General features: G+C 40.2%; 19 protein-coding genes and 2 tRNA genes. 7 read left to right on the top strand and 14 right to left on the bottom strand.

All coding sequences use genetic code 11. The features are described 5' to 3' along the window. The first annotated feature begins 1 nt into the window (after position 1). From era to NDN13_RS07920, 5 genes are read left to right on the top strand one after another with little or no spacing between them, the layout of a single operon-like run. Positions 2–1027 carry a GTPase Era gene (era, locus tag NDN13_RS07940; protein ID WP_005189893.1) on the top strand — a complete coding sequence of 342 codons (1026 nt, stop codon included), beginning with the start codon at positions 2–4 and terminating at the stop codon, positions 1025–1027. 26 nt (positions 1028–1053) lie between these two features. Further along, on the top strand, positions 1054–1251 hold the full coding sequence (locus tag NDN13_RS07935; RefSeq protein ID WP_251117846.1) for an NF038104 family lipoprotein: 198 nt from the start codon (positions 1054–1056) through the stop codon (positions 1249–1251). Between the two features lie 9 nt (positions 1252–1260). Further along, on the top strand, positions 1261–1968 hold the full coding sequence (gene recO, locus NDN13_RS07930; RefSeq protein ID WP_251117845.1) for a DNA repair protein RecO: 708 nt from the start codon (positions 1261–1263) through the stop codon (positions 1966–1968). Positions 1969–2012: 44 nt separating this feature from the next. Then, positions 2013–2741 carry a pyridoxine 5'-phosphate synthase gene (pdxJ, locus tag NDN13_RS07925; protein WP_251117844.1) on the top strand — a complete coding sequence of 243 codons (729 nt, stop codon included), beginning with the start codon at positions 2013–2015 and terminating at the stop codon, positions 2739–2741. 4 nt (positions 2742–2745) lie between these two features. After that, on the top strand, positions 2746–3402 hold the full coding sequence (locus NDN13_RS07920; RefSeq protein WP_251117843.1) for a MiaE family protein: 657 nt from the start codon (positions 2746–2748) through the stop codon (positions 3400–3402). Between the two features lie 113 nt (positions 3403–3515). Here the strand turns inward: NDN13_RS07920 and NDN13_RS07915 are convergent. The 10 genes from NDN13_RS07915 to gloB form a co-directional block, all read right to left on the bottom strand. Further along, positions 3516–3591, bottom strand: a tRNA-Asn gene (locus tag NDN13_RS07915). Between the two features lie 9 nt (positions 3592–3600). Further along, positions 3601–3676 (bottom strand) — tRNA-Asn (locus tag NDN13_RS07910). 142 nt (positions 3677–3818) lie between these two features. Continuing rightward, on the bottom strand, positions 3819–5045 hold the full coding sequence (locus NDN13_RS07905) for a multifunctional CCA addition/repair protein (RefSeq protein ID WP_251117842.1): 1227 nt from the start codon (positions 5043–5045) through the stop codon (positions 3819–3821). 96 nt (positions 5046–5141) lie between these two features. Further along, positions 5142–7412 (bottom strand): NADP-dependent malic enzyme, encoded by a 2271-nt coding sequence (locus tag NDN13_RS07900; RefSeq protein WP_251117841.1) that lies wholly within the window; start codon positions 7410–7412, stop codon positions 5142–5144. A gap of 191 nt (positions 7413–7603) precedes the next feature. Then, on the bottom strand, positions 7604–10480 hold the full coding sequence (locus tag NDN13_RS07895; protein ID WP_251117840.1) for a bifunctional diguanylate cyclase/phosphodiesterase: 2877 nt from the start codon (positions 10478–10480) through the stop codon (positions 7604–7606). A 114-nt stretch (positions 10481–10594) separates the two neighbouring features. Beyond that, a complete protein-coding gene (locus NDN13_RS07890) occupies positions 10595–11314 on the bottom strand; it encodes a 16S rRNA (uracil(1498)-N(3))-methyltransferase (RefSeq protein ID WP_251117839.1) in 720 nt (239 codons plus the stop codon). Positions 11315–11336: 22 nt separating this feature from the next. Continuing rightward, complete coding sequence (gene metF / locus NDN13_RS07885) at positions 11337–12173, bottom strand: methylenetetrahydrofolate reductase [NAD(P)H] (protein ID WP_251117838.1); 837 nt, start codon at positions 12171–12173, stop codon at positions 11337–11339. Between the two features lie 73 nt (positions 12174–12246). Continuing rightward, complete coding sequence (gene ahcY, locus NDN13_RS07880; RefSeq protein ID WP_005189859.1) at positions 12247–13629, bottom strand: adenosylhomocysteinase; 1383 nt, start codon at positions 13627–13629, stop codon at positions 12247–12249. 299 nt (positions 13630–13928) lie between these two features. Further along, positions 13929–14135 (bottom strand): hypothetical protein, encoded by a 207-nt coding sequence (locus NDN13_RS07875; protein ID WP_004654498.1) that lies wholly within the window; start codon positions 14133–14135, stop codon positions 13929–13931. Positions 14136–14433: 298 nt separating this feature from the next. Then, positions 14434–15165, bottom strand: a complete 732-nt coding sequence (gene gloB / locus NDN13_RS07870; protein ID WP_251117837.1) for a hydroxyacylglutathione hydrolase — start codon at positions 15163–15165, stop codon at positions 14434–14436. Positions 15166–15524: 359 nt separating this feature from the next. On the opposite strand from gloB, the gene NDN13_RS07865 reads away from it, so the two are divergent. Both NDN13_RS07865 and NDN13_RS07860 read left to right on the top strand, forming a co-directional pair. Continuing rightward, the gene (locus NDN13_RS07865) at positions 15525–16511 is read left to right on the top strand and encodes a hypothetical protein (protein WP_251117836.1); all 987 of its coding nucleotides are present in this window, start codon (positions 15525–15527) and stop codon (positions 16509–16511) included. Further along, on the top strand, positions 16505–17371 hold the full coding sequence (locus NDN13_RS07860) for an arginase family protein (RefSeq protein ID WP_251117835.1): 867 nt from the start codon (positions 16505–16507) through the stop codon (positions 17369–17371). The genes NDN13_RS07865 and NDN13_RS07860 overlap by 7 nt, the downstream gene beginning before the upstream one ends. Positions 17372–17377: 6 nt before the next feature. On the opposite strand, the gene NDN13_RS07855 is transcribed toward NDN13_RS07860, so the two are convergent. From NDN13_RS07855 to NDN13_RS07840, 4 genes are all read right to left on the bottom strand, one after another. Next, positions 17378–18007: a LysE family translocator gene (locus NDN13_RS07855; RefSeq protein WP_251117834.1), complete on the bottom strand. Its 630-nt coding sequence runs from the start codon at positions 18005–18007 to the stop codon at positions 17378–17380. A 133-nt stretch (positions 18008–18140) separates the two neighbouring features. Then, positions 18141–18836: a methionine ABC transporter permease gene (locus tag NDN13_RS07850; protein WP_004654491.1), complete on the bottom strand. Its 696-nt coding sequence runs from the start codon at positions 18834–18836 to the stop codon at positions 18141–18143. Continuing rightward, positions 18833–19861: a methionine ABC transporter ATP-binding protein gene (locus tag NDN13_RS07845; RefSeq protein WP_251117833.1), complete on the bottom strand. Its 1029-nt coding sequence runs from the start codon at positions 19859–19861 to the stop codon at positions 18833–18835. Before NDN13_RS07845 ends, NDN13_RS07850 begins: the two co-directional genes overlap by 4 nt. A gap of 72 nt (positions 19862–19933) precedes the next feature. Further along, on the bottom strand, positions 19934–20809 hold the full coding sequence (locus NDN13_RS07840; RefSeq protein ID WP_251117832.1) for a MetQ/NlpA family ABC transporter substrate-binding protein: 876 nt from the start codon (positions 20807–20809) through the stop codon (positions 19934–19936). Between the last annotated feature and the right edge of the window lie 553 nt (positions 20810–21362).

Here is a 21362-nt window from a genome sequence, read left to right as displayed (position 1 = left end):
GATGTCTCATTCAGAAGAAAATAAGCCAGAAGCAACTGAACAGCAAGATGGCAATAATGTCGTTGATCAATTTTTTAGTTCTCAAGGAAGTACAATTCCTTCAGATTTCAAAAGCGGTTTTGTTGCCATTGTTGGCCGCCCAAACGTAGGCAAGTCAACTTTGATGAACCATATCTTGGGTCAGAAGCTATCCATTACCTCACGTAAGCCACAAACCACACGTCATAAGATCGTAGGGATTGATTCGCGTGAGAAATCACAGGCGGTTTTTGTCGATACCCCTGGGATGCATAAAAAAGAAGTACGTGCCATCAATAAGATGATGAACCGTGCTGCACACTCTGCATTGCGTGATGTGAACTTGGTTTTATTTGTGGTTGATGCGCAAAAGTGGACTCAAAATGATGAATTGGTTTTGGAAAAACTAAAAAATGCAGATATGCCTGTGATCCTTGTGATCAATAAGCTAGATACCTTTGAAAATAAAAACGAAGCTTTACCTCTGATTCGAGAGCGTGCCAAGCTAATGAATTTTGCTGAAATTGTTCCAGTTTCAGCATTGCGTGGTGCAAACTTAGATCATTTGCGCGATACCATTGAAAAATATTTGCCGTATCAACCACCTCTGTATTCATTAGATCAGATTACCGATCGTTCTGAACGTTTCCTTGCGAGTGAAATCATTCGTGAGAAAATTATGCGTCAGTTAGGTGAAGAGCTTCCGTACGATTTAACGGTTCAGATTGAATCATTTAAAACTGAAGAAGCGGCCGTAAATGAAAAAACAGGTCGTTTAAAGCCACCTTGTACCTATATTGATGCGACTATTTTTGTCGAGCGTCAAGGTCAAAAAGCCATTGTAATTGGTGATAAGGGTGCGAAACTAAAAAGCATTGGTATGGATGCACGTGCGGACATGGAAAAAATGTTTGAACAGAAAATCATGCTGACACTTTGGGTGAAAGTCAAAGGTGGTTGGTCGGATGATGAGCGTGCCTTAAAAAGCTTGGGTTATAGCGATATTTAACTGTCTTGCTGGCAATGGAAATAGGTATGAAAACAACAATCCGTGTACTCGCAATCGTAACATGTGTGTTCATGTTGCAGGGCTGTATTCATAAGCTTGTGACTGTACCTGTTAAAGTTGCTTATAAGACCACCAAAGGTGTTGTTAAAGGGACGGCTGCTGTGGTTGGTGCAGTCATTCCTGATGGCGATGATGAAGAAAAGGAAGAGAAAAAGAAGGATTAATTACATCTTATGATGCGTAATGAAGTCCTGCATGGCTATTTAATCCATCATCGTAAATATCGTGAAAAAAGCCATATTGTGCATTTATATACACAAGAATATGGTCGAGTAGATGGGATTTTAAGACAAATCCCACCCCCTCAATATCAGCCAATTCGTCTACAAGCGACAGGCAAATCAGAACTTAAAAATTTCACTAAACTCGAAATTTTAAATCAACCCGTGTTTTTTCACGGGGATGCTTTTTTTGCTGGTTTTTATTTAAATGAAATTTTGCTGCGTTTATGTCCTTTAGAAGAGGCGATGCCGCAAACTTTTGAACAATATCAATTGATATTACTACAATTACAACAACTCGCTACACATGAGCAATCAGCTTTATTTTTGCGACAGATTTTACGACAATTTGAGCATGCCTTATTGCAAGAACTAGGCTATGCGATTGATTTTTCAGTTGATGCAAATCAACAAGTGGTACAGGCTGCTCAGCATTATCTTTTTCAGCTGAATGATGGTTTCTTACCTGTTGCACAAGCCTCACGTTCTACACTCTCAGGCACATTGATTGGCTCAATGCAATGTTATGAAGATGGGCGGGATTTTTCTCCCGAACAATTGCAATTATTGGGTAAACTATACCGTCAAATGATTAGTTCGTTACTGGGTGATCGGCCACTGAAAAGCCGTCAACTTTGGATTCAAAATACACAAACTTGACCTTCTTGATGATGCAAAAGAAGGATAACCGATAGGATATTTTTATGGCTGTAATCTTAGGTGTAAATATTGATCATGTTGCGACATTAAGACAGGCACGTGGTACAACTTACCCGGACCCAGTTCAGGCGGCTTTGATTTGTGAAGAAGCGGGTGCTGAAGGGATTACATTGCATTTACGTGAAGATCGCCGCCATATACAAGATGATGATGTGCGTCGTATGCGCCCGTTATTAAAAACACGTATGAATCTTGAGTTGGCGGTGACTGATGAAATGGTTGCATTTGCTAAAGAGATTCAACCTCAACACGTGTGTTTTGTCCCTGAACGTCGCCAAGAAGTCACTACAGAAGGTGGTCTGGATGTGGTGGGTCATTTTGAAAAGGTCAAAGCTGCAACTGAAGCACTGAAAGCGATAGGCAGTGATGTTTCTTTATTTATCGATGCAGATTTGGCACAGATTGATGCCGCTGTGGCATGTGGTGCGCCGACCATTGAAATCCATACGGGTGCTTATGCTGATGCCGAGACAGATGAGCAGCAACAAGCTGAATTAGCTCGTATTATCAAAGGTGCTGAATATGCAGCGGCAAAAGGTTTGGTCGTGAATGCTGGGCATGGTCTGAATTTGGATAATGTTGCAGTGATTGCAGCAATTCCGCACATTCATGAATTAAACATCGGGCATTCAATTATTTCCGATAGCGTGTTCGTTGGTTTGGCTCAAGCAGTAACAGATATGAAAGCAGCAATTCAGGCTGCTGCGAGATAAGTTGATGAGTAGTGTAAATTATGATGAGTTGATGCAACCTGTCATCGAGTTTTTAGGTTGTGTGACTCCTCAAGCATGGTTGGATGAAGCCATTAATAATCTGGACATCTTAATGCAAGACCATGCTAACTGTGAGAAAAAAGCGGCGAGTACAGCAATGAACTTGATGTTCCGCTATAGTTTCTTTACGGACCTGCAAGTGAAATTGGCGCAATTGGTGCGTGAAGAAATGCTGCATTATGAGCAGGTTTTGGAATTCATGAATAAACGCGGCCAAGAGTGGAAGGGTTTGAGTGCAGGGCGCTATGCAGGTGGATTACGTAAAGAAATCCGTACTTATGAGCCTGAGGCTCTAATTGATGTCATGATTATTGGTGCATTTGTCGAAGCACGCTCGTGTGAGCGTTTTTATGCGTTGGCACCGATTGTGGACGATGAGCTGGGACGTTACTACCGCTACTTACTTAAGTCTGAATCTCGTCATTTTGAGGACTATCTGGCTTTAGCTTTAGATGTTGCACAAACCGCGAAACTTAAGGATCCAGAAGAGACGATCCAGCTACGTATTGAGCATATTCGTGAAGTGGAAAAAAATCTGATTTTAAGTCCAGATGATACCTTCCGTTTCCATAGTGGTGTGCCAGCAAAAGTTGCTGCTTAATTTAGATTATTTTTCATAAAAAGACTTCTATATTTTAGAGGTCTTTTTTATTAGGTTCAGTTTTGGCAACAATAAAAAAAGCCCTGATCAATGATCAGGGCTTTTTAGAATCTTGGCTCTCCCACCTGGGCTCGAACCAGGGACCTGCGGATTAACAGTCCGTCGCTCTACCGACTGAGCTATGGGAGAATAGTAGATTGGCTCTCCAACCTGGGCTCGAACCAGGGACCTGCGGATTAACAGTCCGTCGCTCTACCGACTGAGCTATTGGAGAATCTGATGCGCATTTTAGGCATGAAAACCGAATGCGTCAACAACAATAGTAAATAAAATTAATCGTTTGCTTGATTAATAATCTTTTTGCTCTTCAGATAAGGAAATTTGTACAAAAAAGATTTAATTTACTTAAAAATTAATCAGTTATTGTGTATTTCCTTAAACTTCGCCAATGCATCAATTCGGTACTGAATCAGCATTTCACCAATCTCTGGGCCTGTGATATGTTCAGGCAAATCTTGTGCACGTATATTGCGTACGATTTCCATTGCATCTAAAACATATTGTGCTTGTGGATAAGGGCGATGTTCCAAACCTAGGCGACCTTTAGCATCACATTCACAGGCTTGTACAAATGCAATGACTTTCTCAGGGCGACGTAGCACATCTAAACGTTGCAATAAGCGCCACAGTGTTCCTGGTTTCAGGTTCATGATCTGATGGCATTTTAAATGCTCTTTGCAGACGATTAGCGCCAAATTTTTTAAATGCGTCGGTACTTTTAAACGATCACAAATATCAGTTACTGGCTGTATACCACGTTCTTCATGCATGATATGGCGCGGCAGTTCGTCTACAGGGGTGAGTGCCTTGCCAAGATCATGCACAAGCACCGCAAAACGCACATCAATTGCATATTCTGCTAAGCAGGCTTGTTTAAGTGCCATCAGTGTATGAATACCACAGTCGATTTCAGGATGGTATTCAGGGCGTTGTGGCACACCAAAAAGGGCATCGATTTCTGGAAATAGAATCTTTAAGGCCTTGCAATCTCTTAAGGTTTGGAAATAGACATCAGCATGATCTTCAAGCAACGCACGTGAGGTTTCTTTCCAGACCCGTTCTGGTGTTAAGGCATTTAATTCACCAGATTGGGCAATATCCTGCATTAACTGCAGCGTTTCGTCTGCAATTTTAAAGCCATAGGCTGCATAACGGGCAGCAAAACGTGCCACTCGAAGCACACGTAATGGATCTTCGGTAAATGCATCGGACACATGGCGCAGGATTCTCTGCTCTAAATCATTTTGACCGCCATAAGGATCATATACGGTGCCTGCATCATCCATGGCCATGGCATTAATGGTGAGATCACGACGAATCAGATCTTCTTCTAATTTAACCGTAGTGTCTGTGAAAAACTGGAAACCATGATAACCCACGCCAGATTTACGTTCAGTGCGTGCAAGTGCATATTCTTCTTTTGTTGTTGGATGTAGAAATACCGGGAAATCTTTTCCCACAGGTTGATAGCCTTCGGCGAGTAATTGCTCGGGCGTTGCTCCAACCACCACATAATCTTTTTCGTGATAGGGGTGGCCAAGTAAATGATCTCGGACAGCACCGCCTACTAAATAAACTTGCATGAAAAAACCTCTATTCTTCACACAATCATGCTACAGAATAGAGGTTTTCTCAAGAGTTAAGCGAAGCTTTTCAAGAAAAGCAGGGCTTAAGTGAATTTAGTTTTGACTTTGTTGAATTTCGGCAACCGTTAATGCGGTCATATTCACCAAACGACGAGTCGTTGCTGTAGGTGTCAGAATATGAACAGGTTTTGCAGCACCCAATAAAATAGGGCCAATGGTCACATTATTACCTGAAGTCGCTTTTAACAAGTTGAATGAAATGTTCGCTGAATCTAGGTTAGGCATAATCAACAAGTTTGCTGAACCTTTGAAACGTGAATTTGGGAATGCAAAATGACGAATATTTTCATCTAATGCAGCATCACCATGCATTTCACCTTCAACTTCTAACTCAGGTGCTTGCTCTGAAAGTAAGCGATAGACTTCGCGCATTTTCTGTGCACTTGCATCTGTTTGGTCACTACCGAAGCTTGAATGAGAAAGCAGGGCAACACGTGGTGTAATACCGAAACGACGAACTTCTTCTGCAGCCAAAATGGTCATTTCAGCAAGTTGAGCCGCTGTTGGATTGGTATTTACATAGGTGTCTGCAATAAATAAATTGCGATCTTCAAGCATCAACGCATTCAAAGTAAAGAATGTGCTGCGACCTTCTTTAAGACCAATGACATTTTTCACGAAATCTAAATGGATATCGTAGCTTGAATAGGTACCACACAACATACCATCTGCTTTGCCAAATTTAACCAACATCGCTGCGATTAAAGTAGAACGACGGCGTGCTTCGCGTTGCGCATATTCGACCGTTACACCCTTACGTTGCATGATTTGATGATATTCTTTAGAGAAATCTTCGTATTGAGGATTCTTTTCCTGATCGACGATTTCAATATTCACGCCATGCTGTAAGCGTAAACCCAACTTTTTGATGTTGTCTTCAATAACCGAAGTACGACCAACAAGAATTGGTTTCGCTAAGCCTTCATCAACCACGATTTGCACAGCACGTAATACTCGCTGATCTTCACCTTCAGCATAAGCAATACGTTTTGGATCTGTTTTCGCTTGCGAGAAAATCGGTTTCATCAAGAATGCTGAGTTATAAACAAACTCAGAAAGTCGTTGACGATATGCAGAGAAATCTTCGATTGGGCGTGTCGCAACACCAGAGTCCATTGCCGCTTTCGCAACAGCAGGAGCGATTTCTAAAATCAAGCGTTGATCAAGTGGGCGAGGGATCAAGTAATCACGACCAAATGATGCAGATTTTTCACCATAAGTTGCAGCATCTGCTTCAACGTGTGCCATGCGTGCAATTGCATGTACACAGGCAATCTTCATTTCTTCGTTAATGGTAGTTGCACCTACATCCAATGCACCACGGAAGATATAAGGGAAGCAAAGTGCGTTGTTCACTTGGTTTGGATAGTCTGAACGACCCGTTGCCATGATTGCATCTGGACGTACTTCGTGCGCATGTTCAGGTAGAATTTCAGGATCTGGGTTTGCCAGTGCAAAAATAATTGGATTTTCAGCCATTTCCTTCACCATTTCTTTGGTGAGGATACCTGCTGCTGAAAGACCGAGGAACATATCTGCGCCAGCCATCACTTCATGCAATTGTGTTGCTTGAATGTCTTGTACATAACGCTTTTTCGATTCATCTAAACCTTCACGTGATGTAGTGAGCAGACCGCGAGAGTCGGCAACCACGATATTGGCTTTATTCACGCCTAAAGCGCAAAGCAAGTCTAGGCACGAAAGTGCTGCTGCACCGGCGCCTGATGCAACGATTTTAATTTCGTCAATTTTTTTATTTACCAGTTGCAAAGCATTGAGCAATGCTGAACCGACAATAATACTGGTTCCATGTTGGTCATCATGGAATACAGGAATTTTCATGCGTTCGCGAAGTTTCTTCTCGATGTAGAAACATTCTGGTGCTTTGATATCTTCTAAGTTGATACCACCAAAAGTTGGTTCCAATGCAGCAACGATATCTACGATCTTGTCTGGATCATTTTCATCAATCTCGATATCAAAGACATCAACACCAGCGAACTTTTTGAACAGAACGCCTTTACCTTCCATGACAGGTTTAGACGCGAGCGGACCAATATTTCCTAAACCAAGCACGGCTGTACCATTACTCACGACGGCAACCAGATTACCACGTGCTGTATATTTGGCAGCGGCAGAAGGGTCACGTTCGATTTCCAAACATGGCGCAGCAACACCAGGTGAGTAGGCAAGCGCTAAATCTCGTTGGTTAACGAGCTGCTTGCTAGGTGTCACACTGATTTTTCCTGGGGTTGGAAATTCATGGTAATACAAAGCGGCTTGTTTTAAAGATTGATCGTCCATCTGAGTCTCGTTTGTTCCGATAATAATCAGACATCTAGCTGTCTAATTACGATATTAAGATAAGTGCACAAGAATATAGCACTAGTTCATGCTTTCGCACAGTCAAAAAAGCTTATTTTCACTGAACTACATACCTATTGACAGTTGCTATTCCGTGAAAAATAAACAGCAAAAAAGGTTAAAATTCACGTTTAAATGGAATATCTTGCAGTTGACTGCTGCTTTTGTTTTTGCAGATATTCTGTCGCATGGGCGGCAGTAAGCGGTTGTGAAAATAAGTAACCCTGTAATATGTCGCAATTTTGTCGTTTTAAATACTCATATTGCTGTTCGGTTTCAACGCCTTCAGCCACAACTTTTAGGCCAATGGTCTTGCCCATGGCGATCATGGCATTAACGATCGCATCTTGTTTGGCATTGCCAATTTTCGAGATAAAAGCACGATCAATTTTCAAAATGTCAATTGGATATTCGGTGAGGTAGGCGAGTGATGAATAGCCTGTGCCGAAGTCATCCAGCGCAATTGAAATTTGACGTTCTTTGATGGCATGCAATACCGTTTTGACGCTGTCAGTGTTCTCAATAAAGGCAGATTCAGTAATTTCCAATTCAAGATTTTTGCCAGAAATCGCATAGCTATTTAATACCGCATCAATATCATGCAGCAACTGACCACGTAAAATTTGCTGTGCCACAATATTGACTGCAATATTGATATTGCTAAAACCAAGTTGTTGCCAGGTTTGCAGTTGTTTGGCTGCTTCATGCAAAACAAATTGTCCAATATCCGAAATCAAACTGGTGCTTTCCGCCAAAGGAATGAAAATGCTTGGCATGATCAGGCCCTTGGTTGGATGCTTCCAACGGATCAATGCTTCAAAGCCATTAATTTGATGGTTATGCGCATTGATCTTAGGCTGGTAATACACCACCAACTCGTTATTCTGAATGGCTTTTCTCAGGTCAAGTTCTAGATCTGTATATTTGGCGACAAAATTGGCTCTTTCATTGGAGTAGTAGCGAATGGTATTGCCACCTAAGCGCTTGGCTTCGGTCAATGCCTGTTCTGCATGGGTATTTAAATTATCGACTTGACGGCCATGTTCTGGATAAATCGCGACCCCGATTGAAATGCTAACAAAGTACTCTTGATCAGCAAGATAAAAAGGTTTGCTAAAGGCTTCAACGATGTTGTTACAGAGTTGATGAAGTGGTGGATGTAAGGGCGAAATTTCATAAATAATCGCAAAATCATCTGCACTTAAATGAGCGACCAGTAGCGCATCAATATTACTGATGCGTAAGCGTTGTGCTACCTGTTTAAGGAGTTCGTTACCAGCTTGATTGCTAATGATCTCATTCAAGGCACGGAAGCGGTCGATATTTAAACGGATGACAGCCAGATGCTGAATCGATGCTTCATTGACCAAATACTGATGCAACTGCTGTTGGTAATAAAAACGGTTCGGTAGATCGGTGAGCGTATCGTAATTGGTCAGATAGGATAAGCGTTGCTCTTGATGCTTACGTTCAGTCTGATCTGAAACAATACCGATATAGTTGATGACACGCTCTTGTTCATCTTTCACTGCATTGATATGAATCCACAAAAAACAAGATTTTTCAGAAATATAGGTTTCTTGAAACTCACCTTCATATTCTTGTTCTTCACGCAGTGTATCAAGAATTGATAAATGAAAATTATGATGATGCTGCTTATTTTGCTTGGTAATTTCAAATAACTGTTTATCGATGATGGCCTGTTTATCCATTCCTGTCAGCTGTTCGTATTTAGGATTGACTTCAACATAGTTAAAGTGTTCATCTAAAATGAAAATACCTTCTGAGGCTTGCTCAAAGACGCTGGCAGCAAGTTTTAAGCGTTCCTGATCTTTCTTTTCTTGATTAATATCGCGGTGAATACCCACCATTCGCAAAGGCGTATCATCTTCTGGATCTCTTAAAATCACCTGTCCAACATCGTGAATCCAAGTCCATTCGCCATTCGGACGCTTGATCCTGAAGGTTTCTTCATAGCGCTTGGTTTGACCACATAAATGATTATATAAGGTGTTTTTCACCCGCTCGATATCATCTGGATGAATGATTTTATGCAGCAGGGTGTAATGGTTTTCAGAATGACGGGTAACGGCCTGACTATGTGCATTGGTCACACCAACGGTATGATTTTCTAAGTTCCAGTCCCAAGGACGAATGCCAGCAGTTTCATGGGCAAAGCTTAAATTTTGACGATGCTCTTCTAGGCTTTCATTCATTTGTGTCAGATCAAATGTACGTTCACGAACCTTTTGTTCTAACAGGTGATTATTGAATTGTAGTTGCGCTTCAATATCTTTGGACTTATTCACCTCACGCTGTAATTGTTGGCACAGCTCTTCAGTCCATTGATTGTGCTGCTCAGCCACGTCAATCAACTGTTTATTTTTATCCAGTACCAAGGCCAAGCGTTTATGAATTTTATAGGTGACTTGAGCACAAAGTACGGTGGCAAAAAAGGAGGAATAATACGCCAGATAGAACAAGGTGTGATCATGATCTCGATGTAAAAGCTGAGATGCGATTAAAGGTGCAATACTTGGAATAAAAAATAAGAAGAAATAGCGAATATGTTGGGTTAAAAAGGTCAGTGCAATGATATGAGATGCAGTGAGTAGTAACGCAGTTAGGGTCAAAATATGTGACCCAATCAAATGAGGAATATCGACAGCCAAGTAGTGATTAATGACAATCGTATTGACACCAATCAGTAAACCAGTAAAAAAACAGATCACTTGAAAAATGATGTTGGTCTGGTTGCTATAACGAACTGAAGAGTAGCGTTTGAGTAAAAAATGACAGATACAGGTAAAGCTAAATAAAAGGATGAGGGTAATGCTCATCCAAGTCGTGAAAATGTTAGATTCAAAAGAGTAAAAAATCCCAAATAGAGCATAATCTAACAGACAAATGCAAAATACGCTTAACACAAATAAGCGCACATGATTTGGATAATCAATTTGGTCCGTATAGATAAACTGTGGCAATTTTTTGTCCTGAACCCCTAACATACAAAGAATAATCCTTTTAATTTTTTATCTATATTCACAGTCTTTGTCTTTTTGTAAACATATGGAGCTTATTTTAAATTAGCGCTAAACATTGCAGAAAGCAATGCCAAGTACTTAGCTCAATGAGAAGTGATGATTTAAAATCGACAAGGCAACCACAGGAGCGGTTTCGGTTCTTAATACCCGATCGCCAATGCACCAGTTTTTAAATTGATGTTGATTAGCCAAGTGAATCTCAGCTTCACTCAAACCACCTTCTGGGCCAATTAATAAAGCGAGCTCAGGGCTACTGTTGAGCAATACATTGGCTTGGTCTTTATTGGGTGCAAGTACAAAACGTGATGCCGGTAAGTCAGTGCTGAGCCAGTCAGCCAAAGCAATCGGGGCTAAAACTTGAGGAACACGGTTCATGCCACATTGCTCACAAGCGGCGATTGCCACAGATTGCCAATGCTCTATTTTTTTCTGATCACGATCGTACTTTAAACGCATTTCGCAACGTTCACTGGTGAGCAGTTGAATACTTGTCACTCCCAATTCAGTTGCTTTCTGAATCGCATAATCCATGCGATCACCTTTACTCATCACCTGACCCAATACCACACTGAATGGTGCGGTACGATCTGCTGGATTAAACTGGTCTACTGAAACAAAGGCATTTTTCTTGTTGATTTCTGTCAGGCTAACAACATATTCACCACCTTTTCCATTGAAAAAGATGGCTTGTTCTTGCTCTTTTGCACGCAGTACACGGACCCAATGGTGAAATACCGATTCAGTTAATTCAATGGTATTGCCAGTGTTTAATTCAGTTTCGATATAAAAACGATTCATGCTTGGGTCGTGCTCGTACAAATTAGTTTAAACCAAGATCGACAACCAGTTGTCGAGTCGGTTCTGTTTGGTTCATTGAGTAAAAATGCAGTGTTGGTGCGCCACCGGCAATCAAGCGTTCGCAAAGTTTTACAATCACTTCATGACCGAATGCTTTGATGCTTGCACTGTCGTCGCCATACGCTGCGAGTTGCTTACGGATCCAACGTGGAATTTCCGCACCAGTACCATCTGCAAAGCGGATCAGATTGCTTGCATTGGTGATCGGCATAATACCTGGTGCAACTGGAATATTCACGCCAGCTTTGCCAATACGCTCAATAAAATAGAAATAGGCATCTGGATTGAAGAAGAATTGAGTAATGCCTGCATTTGCGCCTGCATTTACTTTTTCAACAAAACGTTGAATGTCACCATCAAAAGTCTCCGCTTGAGGATGCATTTCCGGATAGGCGGCCACTTCAATGTGGAAGTGATCACCTGAATGCTCACGAATAAAGCGGACTAAGTCCTGTGCATAAGGTAGTTCACCTAGGCCAACTTGACCTGATGGTAAATCACCACGTAAAGCGACAATACGATCAATGCCTTGAGATTTATATAAATCTAAAAGTTCGGCGATACGGACTTTGTCATCGCCAATACAAGATAAGTGAGGCGCAACAGGCGTACCTTTGCCATTAAAGTCATGAATCGCTGCAAGTGTGCGTTCACGCGTTGAACCACCCGCACCATAGGTAATCGAGAAAAATTCTGGATTTAAGAGTTGTAATTCTTGATGAACAAGTTTTAATTTTTCCGCGCCCGCATCTGTTTTAGGTGGGAAAAATTCAAAAGAAATAGGAACACGCTTTGTCATTTCAAATCCTTTTTAAAATCGCTTGGGAATTTTAGAAAAAAGGGCAGTCCGTAAAACGTCTGCCCTGATTTTCTTAGTATTTATAAGCGTCAGATTTGAACGGACCTTCTACAGGAACGCCAAGGTAGTCTGCTTGTACTTGCGTTAACTGGGTTAACACGCCGCCAAAGCCAAGAACCATTGCAGCAGCCACTTCTTCATCTAATTTCTTCGGAAGGACTTCGACACGAATCGCAGCTTGTTTTTGCTCAGCAGGTAAGTCAGCAAATTTCTCAGCAAATAAATGCATTTGACCTAAAACTTGGTTTGCAAATGAACCGTCCATCACGCGTGATGGGTGACCTGTTGCATTACCAAGATTCACTAAACGACCTTCAGAAAGAAGGATAAGGTAGTTGTTTTCGTCTTCTGAACGATACACTTGGTGGACTTGTGGCTTCACTTCAACCCACTTGTAACCACGTAAGTATGCAGTGTCGATCTCTGTATCAAAGTGACCGATGTTACATACTACAGCACCCGCTTTTAAGCTATCTAACATTGCAGAATCACATACGTGGTAGTTACCAGTTGTTGTTACAACAAGATCAGTATTGCCCAATAAGTCTTGGTTAATATCTTCTTTTTTGCCAGTTTGTACGCCATTTTTATATGGAGATACAACTTCGTATCCATCCATACATGCTTGCATTGCACAGATTGGATCAACTTCAGTGACACGAACGATCATGCCTTCTTGACGTAAAGATTGTGCAGAACCTTTACCAACATCACCGTAACCGATCACAAGTGCACGACGACCAGAAAGTAACATGTCAGTTGCACGTTTGATGGCATCGTTTAATGAATGGCGGCAACCGTATTTGTTGTCATTCTTCGATTTAGTGATCGAATCATTCACGTTGATCGCTGGTACTTTAAGCGAACCGTCTTTCCACATTTCCAACAGACGTTGTACGCCTGTAGTGGTTTCTTCAGTAATGCCGTGAATACGCTCTAAAAGTGCAGGGTATTTGTCATGAACAAGTGCAGTTAGGTCACCGCCATCGTCCAAGATCATGTTGGCATCCCAAGGCTGACCGTTGACATTGATCTGCTGCTCTAAGCACCATACATATTCTTCTTCTGTTTCGCCTTTCCAAGCGAATACAGGAACACCGCTTGCAGCAATGGCAGCAGCAGCATGGTCTTGAGTAGAGAAGATGTTGCAAGAAGTCCAACGTACTTCTGCGCCAAGCTCAACCAATGTTTCAATAAGAACAGCTGTTTGGATTGTCATGTGAATACAACCCAAAATTTTTGCGCCAGCAAGTGGTTTAGCTGCTGAATAACGCTTACGTAAGCCGATCAAAGCTGGCATTTCTGCTTCAGCAAGTTTGATCTCTTTACGACCATAGTCAGCAAGGGAAATATCAGCAACTTTATAATCTGTAAATGAAGCATTCACCGCGTTCATCAGGATCTCCTAGAAAAAATAGTATGGATCATTCTGTTCGCGGATGCCGTTGTTGGTTAAAACGAGTGTCTAACCGATCGTCGAGCCTGGCAAATTGATCTTTAGTGCTGATCAATTGTCGCAGCATCCCTCGACTGGGCATAATGATACTTGGAAATTGCGTTGGTTCCAATAAAATTTTGTATGAAATGGTTAGAAAATGAGGGATTAAATAGAAGGAAAAATATTTAAATTTGTTGATTCTTAGCAATCAGGATTCCAAATCCCTTTGAAACCCTGAACGATCAGAAAATTTGTCATTATGCTTTTAAATGATCTTCGAATTCTTCGCCAAGCTGCATTGCTAAAGCATTACCAGATAAGTCACATGTGACCAGACCATATTCTTTTTTAAAGCTGAATGTAAAACCACGGTTATCTGTCAGATTTTTAACTGAATATCCTAATTTTTCTAACCAAATACGGAAAGCCAATACGTTTTTTGCTTTAACAACTCTGTTTTTCATGACAGATCTCCTTGTGAACATGTAAATATTAATAAGGGTCGGTTAAATTTTTTTAAAGGGGGATTGCATAGATTTATTTTTCCACGTGTAACTAATGTAAATTTAGCGTAATTTTTATAGAGAGAAACTTATCTGTTGTTTGTTTATATTTTTGATTTTATTTGATTATTTAATTTTATTTTTTTAAAAAATAAATGCTTCCTTTTTATAAATGACTGGGGGTAAATGTAAAAAATAATTTCATTTTCCACTTTTAGCAAAAAGTGAAAAATGAATCGTTTAAATTTAGTGCATTTATTTAGAACTGATCTTTCAAACTACGGATACGTGCAAAATCTTCAGTACTTTCGGTACGTAAAAAGGGATTGGTTGCAAGTTCTAATTCAATGCTACTTGGCAAGGTAATCTGATCTGCTGCTCTTAAGGTTTTGACCTGCTCCAGCCGCTGTTGTAATGCCACATTGTCTGGTTCAACAGTAAGGGCGAATTCTGCGTTGGCAAGGGTATATTCATGCGTACAATAGACTTTAGTTTGAATGGGTAGGGCGGCCAACCGATTCAATGAGTGATACATTTGCTCGGCAGTGCCTTCAAATAAGCGGCCACAGCCCATTGCAAACAAGGTATCACCACTAAACAGTGTCTCAAGTTTTTCAATAAAATAAGTAATATGACCAAGCGTATGCCCAGGAGTTGCAATAATTTCAACTTTTAATTCATTAAAATGAAAGTGATCGTCATTTTGCAAAGGGTTGGAAATGAACGAAATCTTACTCAATTCATCGCGTGGACCGTAGACCATAATATTTTGATCGGCGAGTAAGCCTTCAACTCCACCTGTATGATCTTTATGCCAATGCGTCAACCAAATTTGCTTCAGTTGAAGCTGATGCTGTTGGCAAAACTCGATCACTAAGTTGGCCTCAGTTGGATCGATCGCAACAACTTCTTGTGTATGAGTATCTTCCAATAACCAAATATAGTTTTTTAAGGCATTTTTTACGTCAATGGCATGAATCTTATAATGCATAGCCGAATCCTAAAGCTTTGTTTGATGTGGTTATTGCGAGTTGGGTACTCAGTTGAGTGCCTATTTCTAGTGTAAGTGTAAATGCGATTTAGTGCAAAAGTCGTGTTGATTAGGAGCGTGACCTGATGACTTTTTAGGGCATATTTTGACAGCAAAGTTCAGTCGATATTTTTATCGTTGACAAGTGTTATATTTTCAATAAAGATGAGATAAAAGTTTTATAAGTTAATGATTTATCTTTAGTCGTATAAAAATATTGAAGTAAAGCTAAATAATTTCAATGATTAAATTTAAAAAGAGAAATACAGTTTTTTACGATGAGCGAAAAGTGATAAATCAGTATAACAAGAGAGGGAATTATGTCTGAGCCGATCGACCATGAAGTGGTCATTATCTTTAAAAAGTATTTATATCCGCTCTCTGCCAAACTTACAGAAATGCTGAACGAGCATTTTAGCCATCAAACAGAACGTCGGGGTTGTGGCTATACGCAGGCGACACGTGTCATTGCTGAGTTTGTTTCTCAAGTACGTGATCCAATCGGGTTTCAGGATTTGCGTATTTTTGAAGAATATGAGACCAAAGCTTTACGTAATATTCTTAATCAAAGCTCATCTTATGGCTTAGAGTTAGAAACATGGCGTAACTTGGATACAAATTTAAACGTCCAACAAAGCTTGCAGCGTATAAACCCACAAGAAAGTTTTGCACAGAGCTTACAGCAGGAAGTCGAGTTTCAAGCCAAACTCAGAAATATTCATCAATATGCTCAACTTGAAGAAAGCAAACTGATTTGCCAGTTACTGAGTGATATTCTTCTGCCTCAGGATGCATCGGGGCAGGGTATGATTGATTGCCAGTCCTTAGAGGAAAAGCCTAAAGTTGGTTCTTGTCCGATGGCAGAGAAATTTTTCCTGCGTATCGCTCATCATCGTTTATTGCGGCAGGGTGAAATCAATATTTTTGTCGATGCGCAGCAACAACCGATCATGATGGAAAAACTGAATATGGGCGATAATCATTCCTGTATCAGTCTGGTGCCTTTGATGATGAATGGGGTGCGCTTACCTGCGGGTAGTTTATTTTCAGCCAGCTATGACATCGAACAGCTGCCTAAGCATAAAAATAAGCAATATAAGGGCTATGTAATTCCAATTACAGCAATGAATGGTTTTTGGTTTTTACGCTTAACCACGTTGGCCGTGTCACCTGACAATCGGGCACGTGCTTTTGGTTATCATTTTAAACAACAGGTCGATAATGGACTATTCCGACCTGATAGCACCGAATTAAATCAACTGATGGAGATTGCCCAAGATCAAATTTATGTAGGATATCCATGCTAAAAGCCTGTTATTCACCACGCTATTATGCGCAAACGCATACCAATAGTATGGAAAAACTCACCGCTGTCGCTGATGTGTTACGTGCCCAACGGATGGTTGAACTGATCGATCCAGGCAGTATTGATGTTGAACTGTTAAAGAAATTGCACAATCCACAGTATGTTGAGGCATTTTTATCTGGACAGTCTGCCTTTGCCACTATACAAGGTTTTAAGCCGTGGAATGAACAGCTTCGTGATGCAATTCTGGCAGTACAGGCAGGGCAATTGGTCGGGGCGGAAATTGCATTCAAAGAAGGTGTTGCTGCTAATATTGCTCAGGGGTTTCATCATGCCAGTTATGAATCTGGTGCAGCTTATTGCACGTTCAATGGCTTGGCCTTGGTGGCAAAGCAATATCCAGAAAAACGTATCTTCGTTTTGGATTGTGATCAGCATGGCGGTGATGGGACTGCGATTTTCACCAATCGTATGACCAATTTGCTGAACTTTGGGATTTTTGGCATTCGTTTCGGTTGTAAGGCTGGTGATCGCAGTCTGACGCGTTATATTCATCCCAAACAAGGCAATTTTGATTTATATCGTGAGGCGATTTTTGAAGCTTTTCAATATGCCTCCCGTTGGGAGACGGATTTGATGATTTATCAGGCAGGGATGGATTGTCATCAGCATGATAAATATGGTTCAAAGTGGTTTAGTACTGAATTGTTATTCGAGCGTGATCGCATTGTCTTTGAAATGGCGAAAAAAATGAAAATCCCAATGTTGTTTGTGTTGGCGGGGGGGTATCAGGCACTGGATGATTTGGTGCCTTTGCATGTAAATACCTTTAAGGCGGCGAATGAAGTTTACTTTGCATAAGCTGATTTAGTGTTGGCCCAAAATCAGAAATAGGCCCAAAGAAATAAAGATTAAACCACCCAATATAGACAAAGTTTTTTGGATACTTTGGGATTTATTCATTTTTCTCATGACGAATTCAGCCAGAAAAACGCATACAAGATCTGCAGAAATAAAAATTGTATTAACGATTAAACCTAAAAGGATAAATTGTAGCCAGACCGGTGATTGAGAAGCACTATTGATAAATTGAGGTAAAAATGCGAGATAAAAAATCGCAGTTTTAGGATTTAATACTTCGACCAAGATACTTTCTTTGAGTGTTTTTCCTGCAATTTCTTCTTGAGCAGTGTTTAGCGTGTTGGATGTTGGAGTGTCTTTGATGAGTTTAATACCTAACCAGATTAACCAACATGCACCAAGGATTTTAATGACGGTGTATAGAACTGGAAATAAGTGAAATAGCGTCGTGAGCCCAACTGCAGCGGCTATGATATGAGCACATCCTCCTATAAAAAGTCCTAAAGTTGCCATGAAACCAGATTTTTGCCCTTTTGCTAAAGTTTGTGCGGCGGTATATAGCATTGCTGGGCCAGGAATATAAGCAAAAATAAACGTTGTAATTAAAAAGGTGGTGAGTATTTCAAGCGATGCCATATTGTGCTCTTGTTGGATTTTTTACTATTATTTTAATAGAGCATTATTTTATATCATTTGGTCAGTTTTTGAGAAAAATAAAAGGAATATATTGAGTTTTCAATATATTCCTTAATCAGGTATAGAATGAAAATTAGCGTAATTTAGCTAACCAATCTCCAAGCATTTGTACCATTTGAACCAATAGCAATAAAACAATCACGGTTAAAATCACCACGCTGGTGTCGAAACGTTGGTAACCATAAGAAATCGCCAAGTCACCAATACCACCCGCACCAACAGCACCCGCCATCGCTGTCGCACCGATGAGCGAGATCGTACCTGTGGTTAAATTTAGAATCAGAGAGCTACGTGCTTCAGGGATAATAAATTTAAAGATAATTTGCCAAGGCGAAGCACCCATTGCTTGAGCGGATTCGACAATGCCTTCATTCACTTCAAGTAACGAAGTTTCAATTAAACGACCTAAATACGGACCGACATAAATGGTTAAGGGTACAATCGCTGCCCAAGTCCCGATTGATGTCCCAACTAACATTTTGGTTAGTGGAATAACAGCAATCAATAAGATAATGAAGGGAAGGGAGCGTAAGGCATTCACAATTGGGTTGAGGAAATAATAAATCGCGCGATTTTGTAAGATGCCACCAGTTCGGGTAACCACTAAGGTAATGCCTTGGATTAAGCCCCAAATGCAGCCAAACAGCAAAGAGAAGAACACCATTTGAAAGGTTTCTTGTAGCGCTGTAACAAACTGGTCAATTGAAAGCGAGCTATGCCAAAACGGAGCGGTGACTTGAGTCAGCCATTGTACAATTAAATCTCTCATTGGCTAACCACTCCAGACTGTTCAACTTTCACACCTTGAAGCTCAAGGAACTTTACCGTTTCTTGGATCATAAGCGGGTCGCCCAGCAGTTGGATAAACATTTGGCCAATCACGGTGCCATTAATTTCGGTCATGTTGGCAAATAGGATATTCAAACTGATATCAAACTGCTTAATCGCTGCCTGAATCACAGTTTCTTGTGCCGATGTACCCAAAAACTGCAGGCTATAAATACTATTGTGGTGTTTGTGCTCAAGATTATTCAGAATGTTGATCGGCAACTGCTGCTGTAATACGGTTTGAATAAAGGTTTTAGTGGTGGGGTGTTGAGGCTGACTAAAAATATCTAATGTCGGGCCTGTTTCAATCACATGACCGGCTTCCATCACCGCAACATAATCACAAACAGATTCAATCACATCCATTTCATGCGTCACCATCACAATGGTGATATTTTGTTCTTGGTTAATCTTTTTTAATAAAGCCAAAACTGATTTGGTGGTTTGTGGATCAAGTGCAGAGGTGGCTTCATCGCAGAGTAAGATCTTTGGATGATTTGCCAATGCACGAGCAATCCCGACACGTTGTTTTTGCCCGCCTGAAAGTTCGTCAGGGTAGGCATCTTTTTTATGTTTTAGATCAATAAAATCTAAGAGTTCAACCAGACGTTTTTCACGCTCAGCTTTGCTATGACCTAATAGCTTAAGTGGTATTTCAATATTTTCAGACACCGTTTTGGTTTGAAGTAAATTGAAATGCTGAAAGATCATGCCGATATTTGCACGTTCTTGACGAAGTGTCCGTGCATCCATTGCAGTAAAGTCTTTTTGATTAATGATGACTTGTCCCTGAGTTGGGCGCTCAAGCAAATTAATCAAACGGATAAGTGTACTTTTACCTGCACCACTATAGCCGATAATGCCAAAGATACTACCGTCAGGGATCTCTAAATTGATCTGATCCAACGCATTGATCGTTTGACCTTTCAACTGATAGTGTTTCGAAATGTTTTTAAATTGGATCATGTTCGTCAGTACTATGGCAGAAAAGAAAAAACAGGCAAAATCACTTTGCCTGTTTTATTTGTGGGTATTATATTACGAATTTGCTTCAGTGAGGTAGCTCGTTGGTTTGTTTACGTCAACTTTAGTACCTGCAAAGTGTTCTTGAACATATTGCTTCACTGCTTCAGTATGATAAAGCGCGCCAACTTTTTGTAACACAGGATCATCTTTACGAGATTCTGCAGTTGCCAAAACGTTTACATTTAACTTGGTACTTTGGTCGATAGGCTCATAGAAAACCGCATCTTTAAGTACGTTTAAACCGCCTTCCATCGCAAGTGTATTACCCAATAAAATTGCATCAACTTCGTCTTTAACACGGACTGCTGTTGCCATTTGAATCGGCTTAATCACGATTTTCTTGCTGTTTTCGATAATGTCAGCAGGGGTCCCTTTAACTGGATCGAAGTCAGCTTTCAATTTGATCAAGCCAGCACTTTGTAAAAGTAATAATGCACGCGATTCGTTTGCACCATCATTTGGAATCGCAATGGTTGCACCTTCAGCAAACTCATCAACCTTTTTCACTTTACTCGAGTAGATACCCATTGGCTCTAAATAAGTGGTTGAAACAGGAGCAATCTTGTCTTTATTTGCAGCATTGAATGCAACAAGGTAAGCATAAGATTGGAATGCATTCAAATCGACTTCTTTATTTGCTGCAGCGGTATTCATTGCAACATAGTCAGTGAAGTTTTTAATTTCGAGTTTAACGCCAGCAGCTTTGGTTTCAGGCAAAGTTGCAATATAACGCCAGATATCAGCATCTGAACCAGTAGAAGCAATTACAACAGTTTGTAATGCAGCAGCATCACCTTTTTGTTCGGTCGATGCAGTATCAGGTTGTTTACTGCATGCCGCAAGTAATACAACAGATACACTTAAAAAAAGACTAATCAGCTTTTTCATGTATAAATCCTAATCGGAATAATGTCGAGAAAATCAGCATTTCTCTAGCATTAATGATTGCAATAGGTTTGTATGTTGTAAATTGGCATCGGCCTCAAACAATCATGTCAATTATTCTTGAAGTTTGAACTAGAGTCCTTTCCACAACACTAGAAAAATGAATGAATATTCATGTGCCCATTCTGTATCTCAGAAATGAAAAAAATGAATAACACACCCTATTTTCTAATCAAATTTGGATTTAGCTGCAATTTGTTTTGTTAGGTTAAATATTCTAATCATTTGAAAATAATGAAAAAGAATATGGAGTTAACATAAAAACAACATCTAAAATTGGGGCAATCATATCAACAATTGAGTATGGGTTATAGGGGGAAGGATTGTACTATTGCGTATAAGAGACTGATTATTTGAAGAAAATTATGTTCCAAGTAAATATAAATGGATGATAGTTTTATGAATTTTTCAAAATATATAAAAATATGCATCAATTAAATAATAAATATATATTTTTCTGAATTTTATATTCAAATAATGAATATAGAAGTTGAAT

It is taken from the genome of Acinetobacter sp. C32I, assembly GCF_023702715.1.
GTDB lineage: Bacteria > Pseudomonadota > Gammaproteobacteria > Pseudomonadales > Moraxellaceae > Acinetobacter.
Note: the sequence above shows the minus strand (reverse complement) of the source record. Positions and strands in the feature narration are given on the sequence as shown.

Excerpts from the sequence above, each read along its gene's own strand:
- era (WP_005189893.1), top strand. The coding sequence starts at position 2 with ATGTCTCATTCAGAAGAAAATAAGCCAGAAGCAACTGAACAGCAAGAT.
- NDN13_RS07935 (WP_251117846.1), top strand. The coding sequence starts at position 1,054 with ATGAAAACAACAATCCGTGTACTCGCAATCGTAACATGTGTGTTCATG.
- recO (WP_251117845.1), top strand. The coding sequence starts at position 1,261 with ATGATGCGTAATGAAGTCCTGCATGGCTATTTAATCCATCATCGTAAA.
- pdxJ (WP_251117844.1), top strand. The coding sequence starts at position 2,013 with ATGGCTGTAATCTTAGGTGTAAATATTGATCATGTTGCGACATTAAGA.
- NDN13_RS07920 (WP_251117843.1), top strand. The coding sequence starts at position 2,746 with ATGAGTAGTGTAAATTATGATGAGTTGATGCAACCTGTCATCGAGTTT.
- NDN13_RS07905 (WP_251117842.1), bottom strand. The coding sequence starts at position 5,045 with ATGCAAGTTTATTTAGTAGGCGGTGCTGTCCGAGATCATTTACTTGGC.
- NDN13_RS07900 (WP_251117841.1), bottom strand. The coding sequence starts at position 7,412 with ATGGACGATCAATCTTTAAAACAAGCCGCTTTGTATTACCATGAATTT.
- NDN13_RS07895 (WP_251117840.1), bottom strand. The coding sequence starts at position 10,480 with ATGTTAGGGGTTCAGGACAAAAAATTGCCACAGTTTATCTATACGGAC.
- NDN13_RS07890 (WP_251117839.1), bottom strand. The coding sequence starts at position 11,314 with ATGAATCGTTTTTATATCGAAACTGAATTAAACACTGGCAATACCATT.
- metF (WP_251117838.1), bottom strand. The coding sequence starts at position 12,173 with ATGACAAAGCGTGTTCCTATTTCTTTTGAATTTTTCCCACCTAAAACA.
- ahcY (WP_005189859.1), bottom strand. The coding sequence starts at position 13,629 with ATGAACGCGGTGAATGCTTCATTTACAGATTATAAAGTTGCTGATATT.
- NDN13_RS07875 (WP_004654498.1), bottom strand. The coding sequence starts at position 14,135 with ATGAAAAACAGAGTTGTTAAAGCAAAAAACGTATTGGCTTTCCGTATT.
- gloB (WP_251117837.1), bottom strand. The coding sequence starts at position 15,165 with ATGCATTATAAGATTCATGCCATTGACGTAAAAAATGCCTTAAAAAAC.
- NDN13_RS07865 (WP_251117836.1), top strand. The coding sequence starts at position 15,525 with ATGTCTGAGCCGATCGACCATGAAGTGGTCATTATCTTTAAAAAGTAT.
- NDN13_RS07860 (WP_251117835.1), top strand. The coding sequence starts at position 16,505 with ATGCTAAAAGCCTGTTATTCACCACGCTATTATGCGCAAACGCATACC.
- NDN13_RS07855 (WP_251117834.1), bottom strand. The coding sequence starts at position 18,007 with ATGGCATCGCTTGAAATACTCACCACCTTTTTAATTACAACGTTTATT.
- NDN13_RS07850 (WP_004654491.1), bottom strand. The coding sequence starts at position 18,836 with ATGAGAGATTTAATTGTACAATGGCTGACTCAAGTCACCGCTCCGTTT.
- NDN13_RS07845 (WP_251117833.1), bottom strand. The coding sequence starts at position 19,861 with ATGATCCAATTTAAAAACATTTCGAAACACTATCAGTTGAAAGGTCAA.
- NDN13_RS07840 (WP_251117832.1), bottom strand. The coding sequence starts at position 20,809 with ATGAAAAAGCTGATTAGTCTTTTTTTAAGTGTATCTGTTGTATTACTT.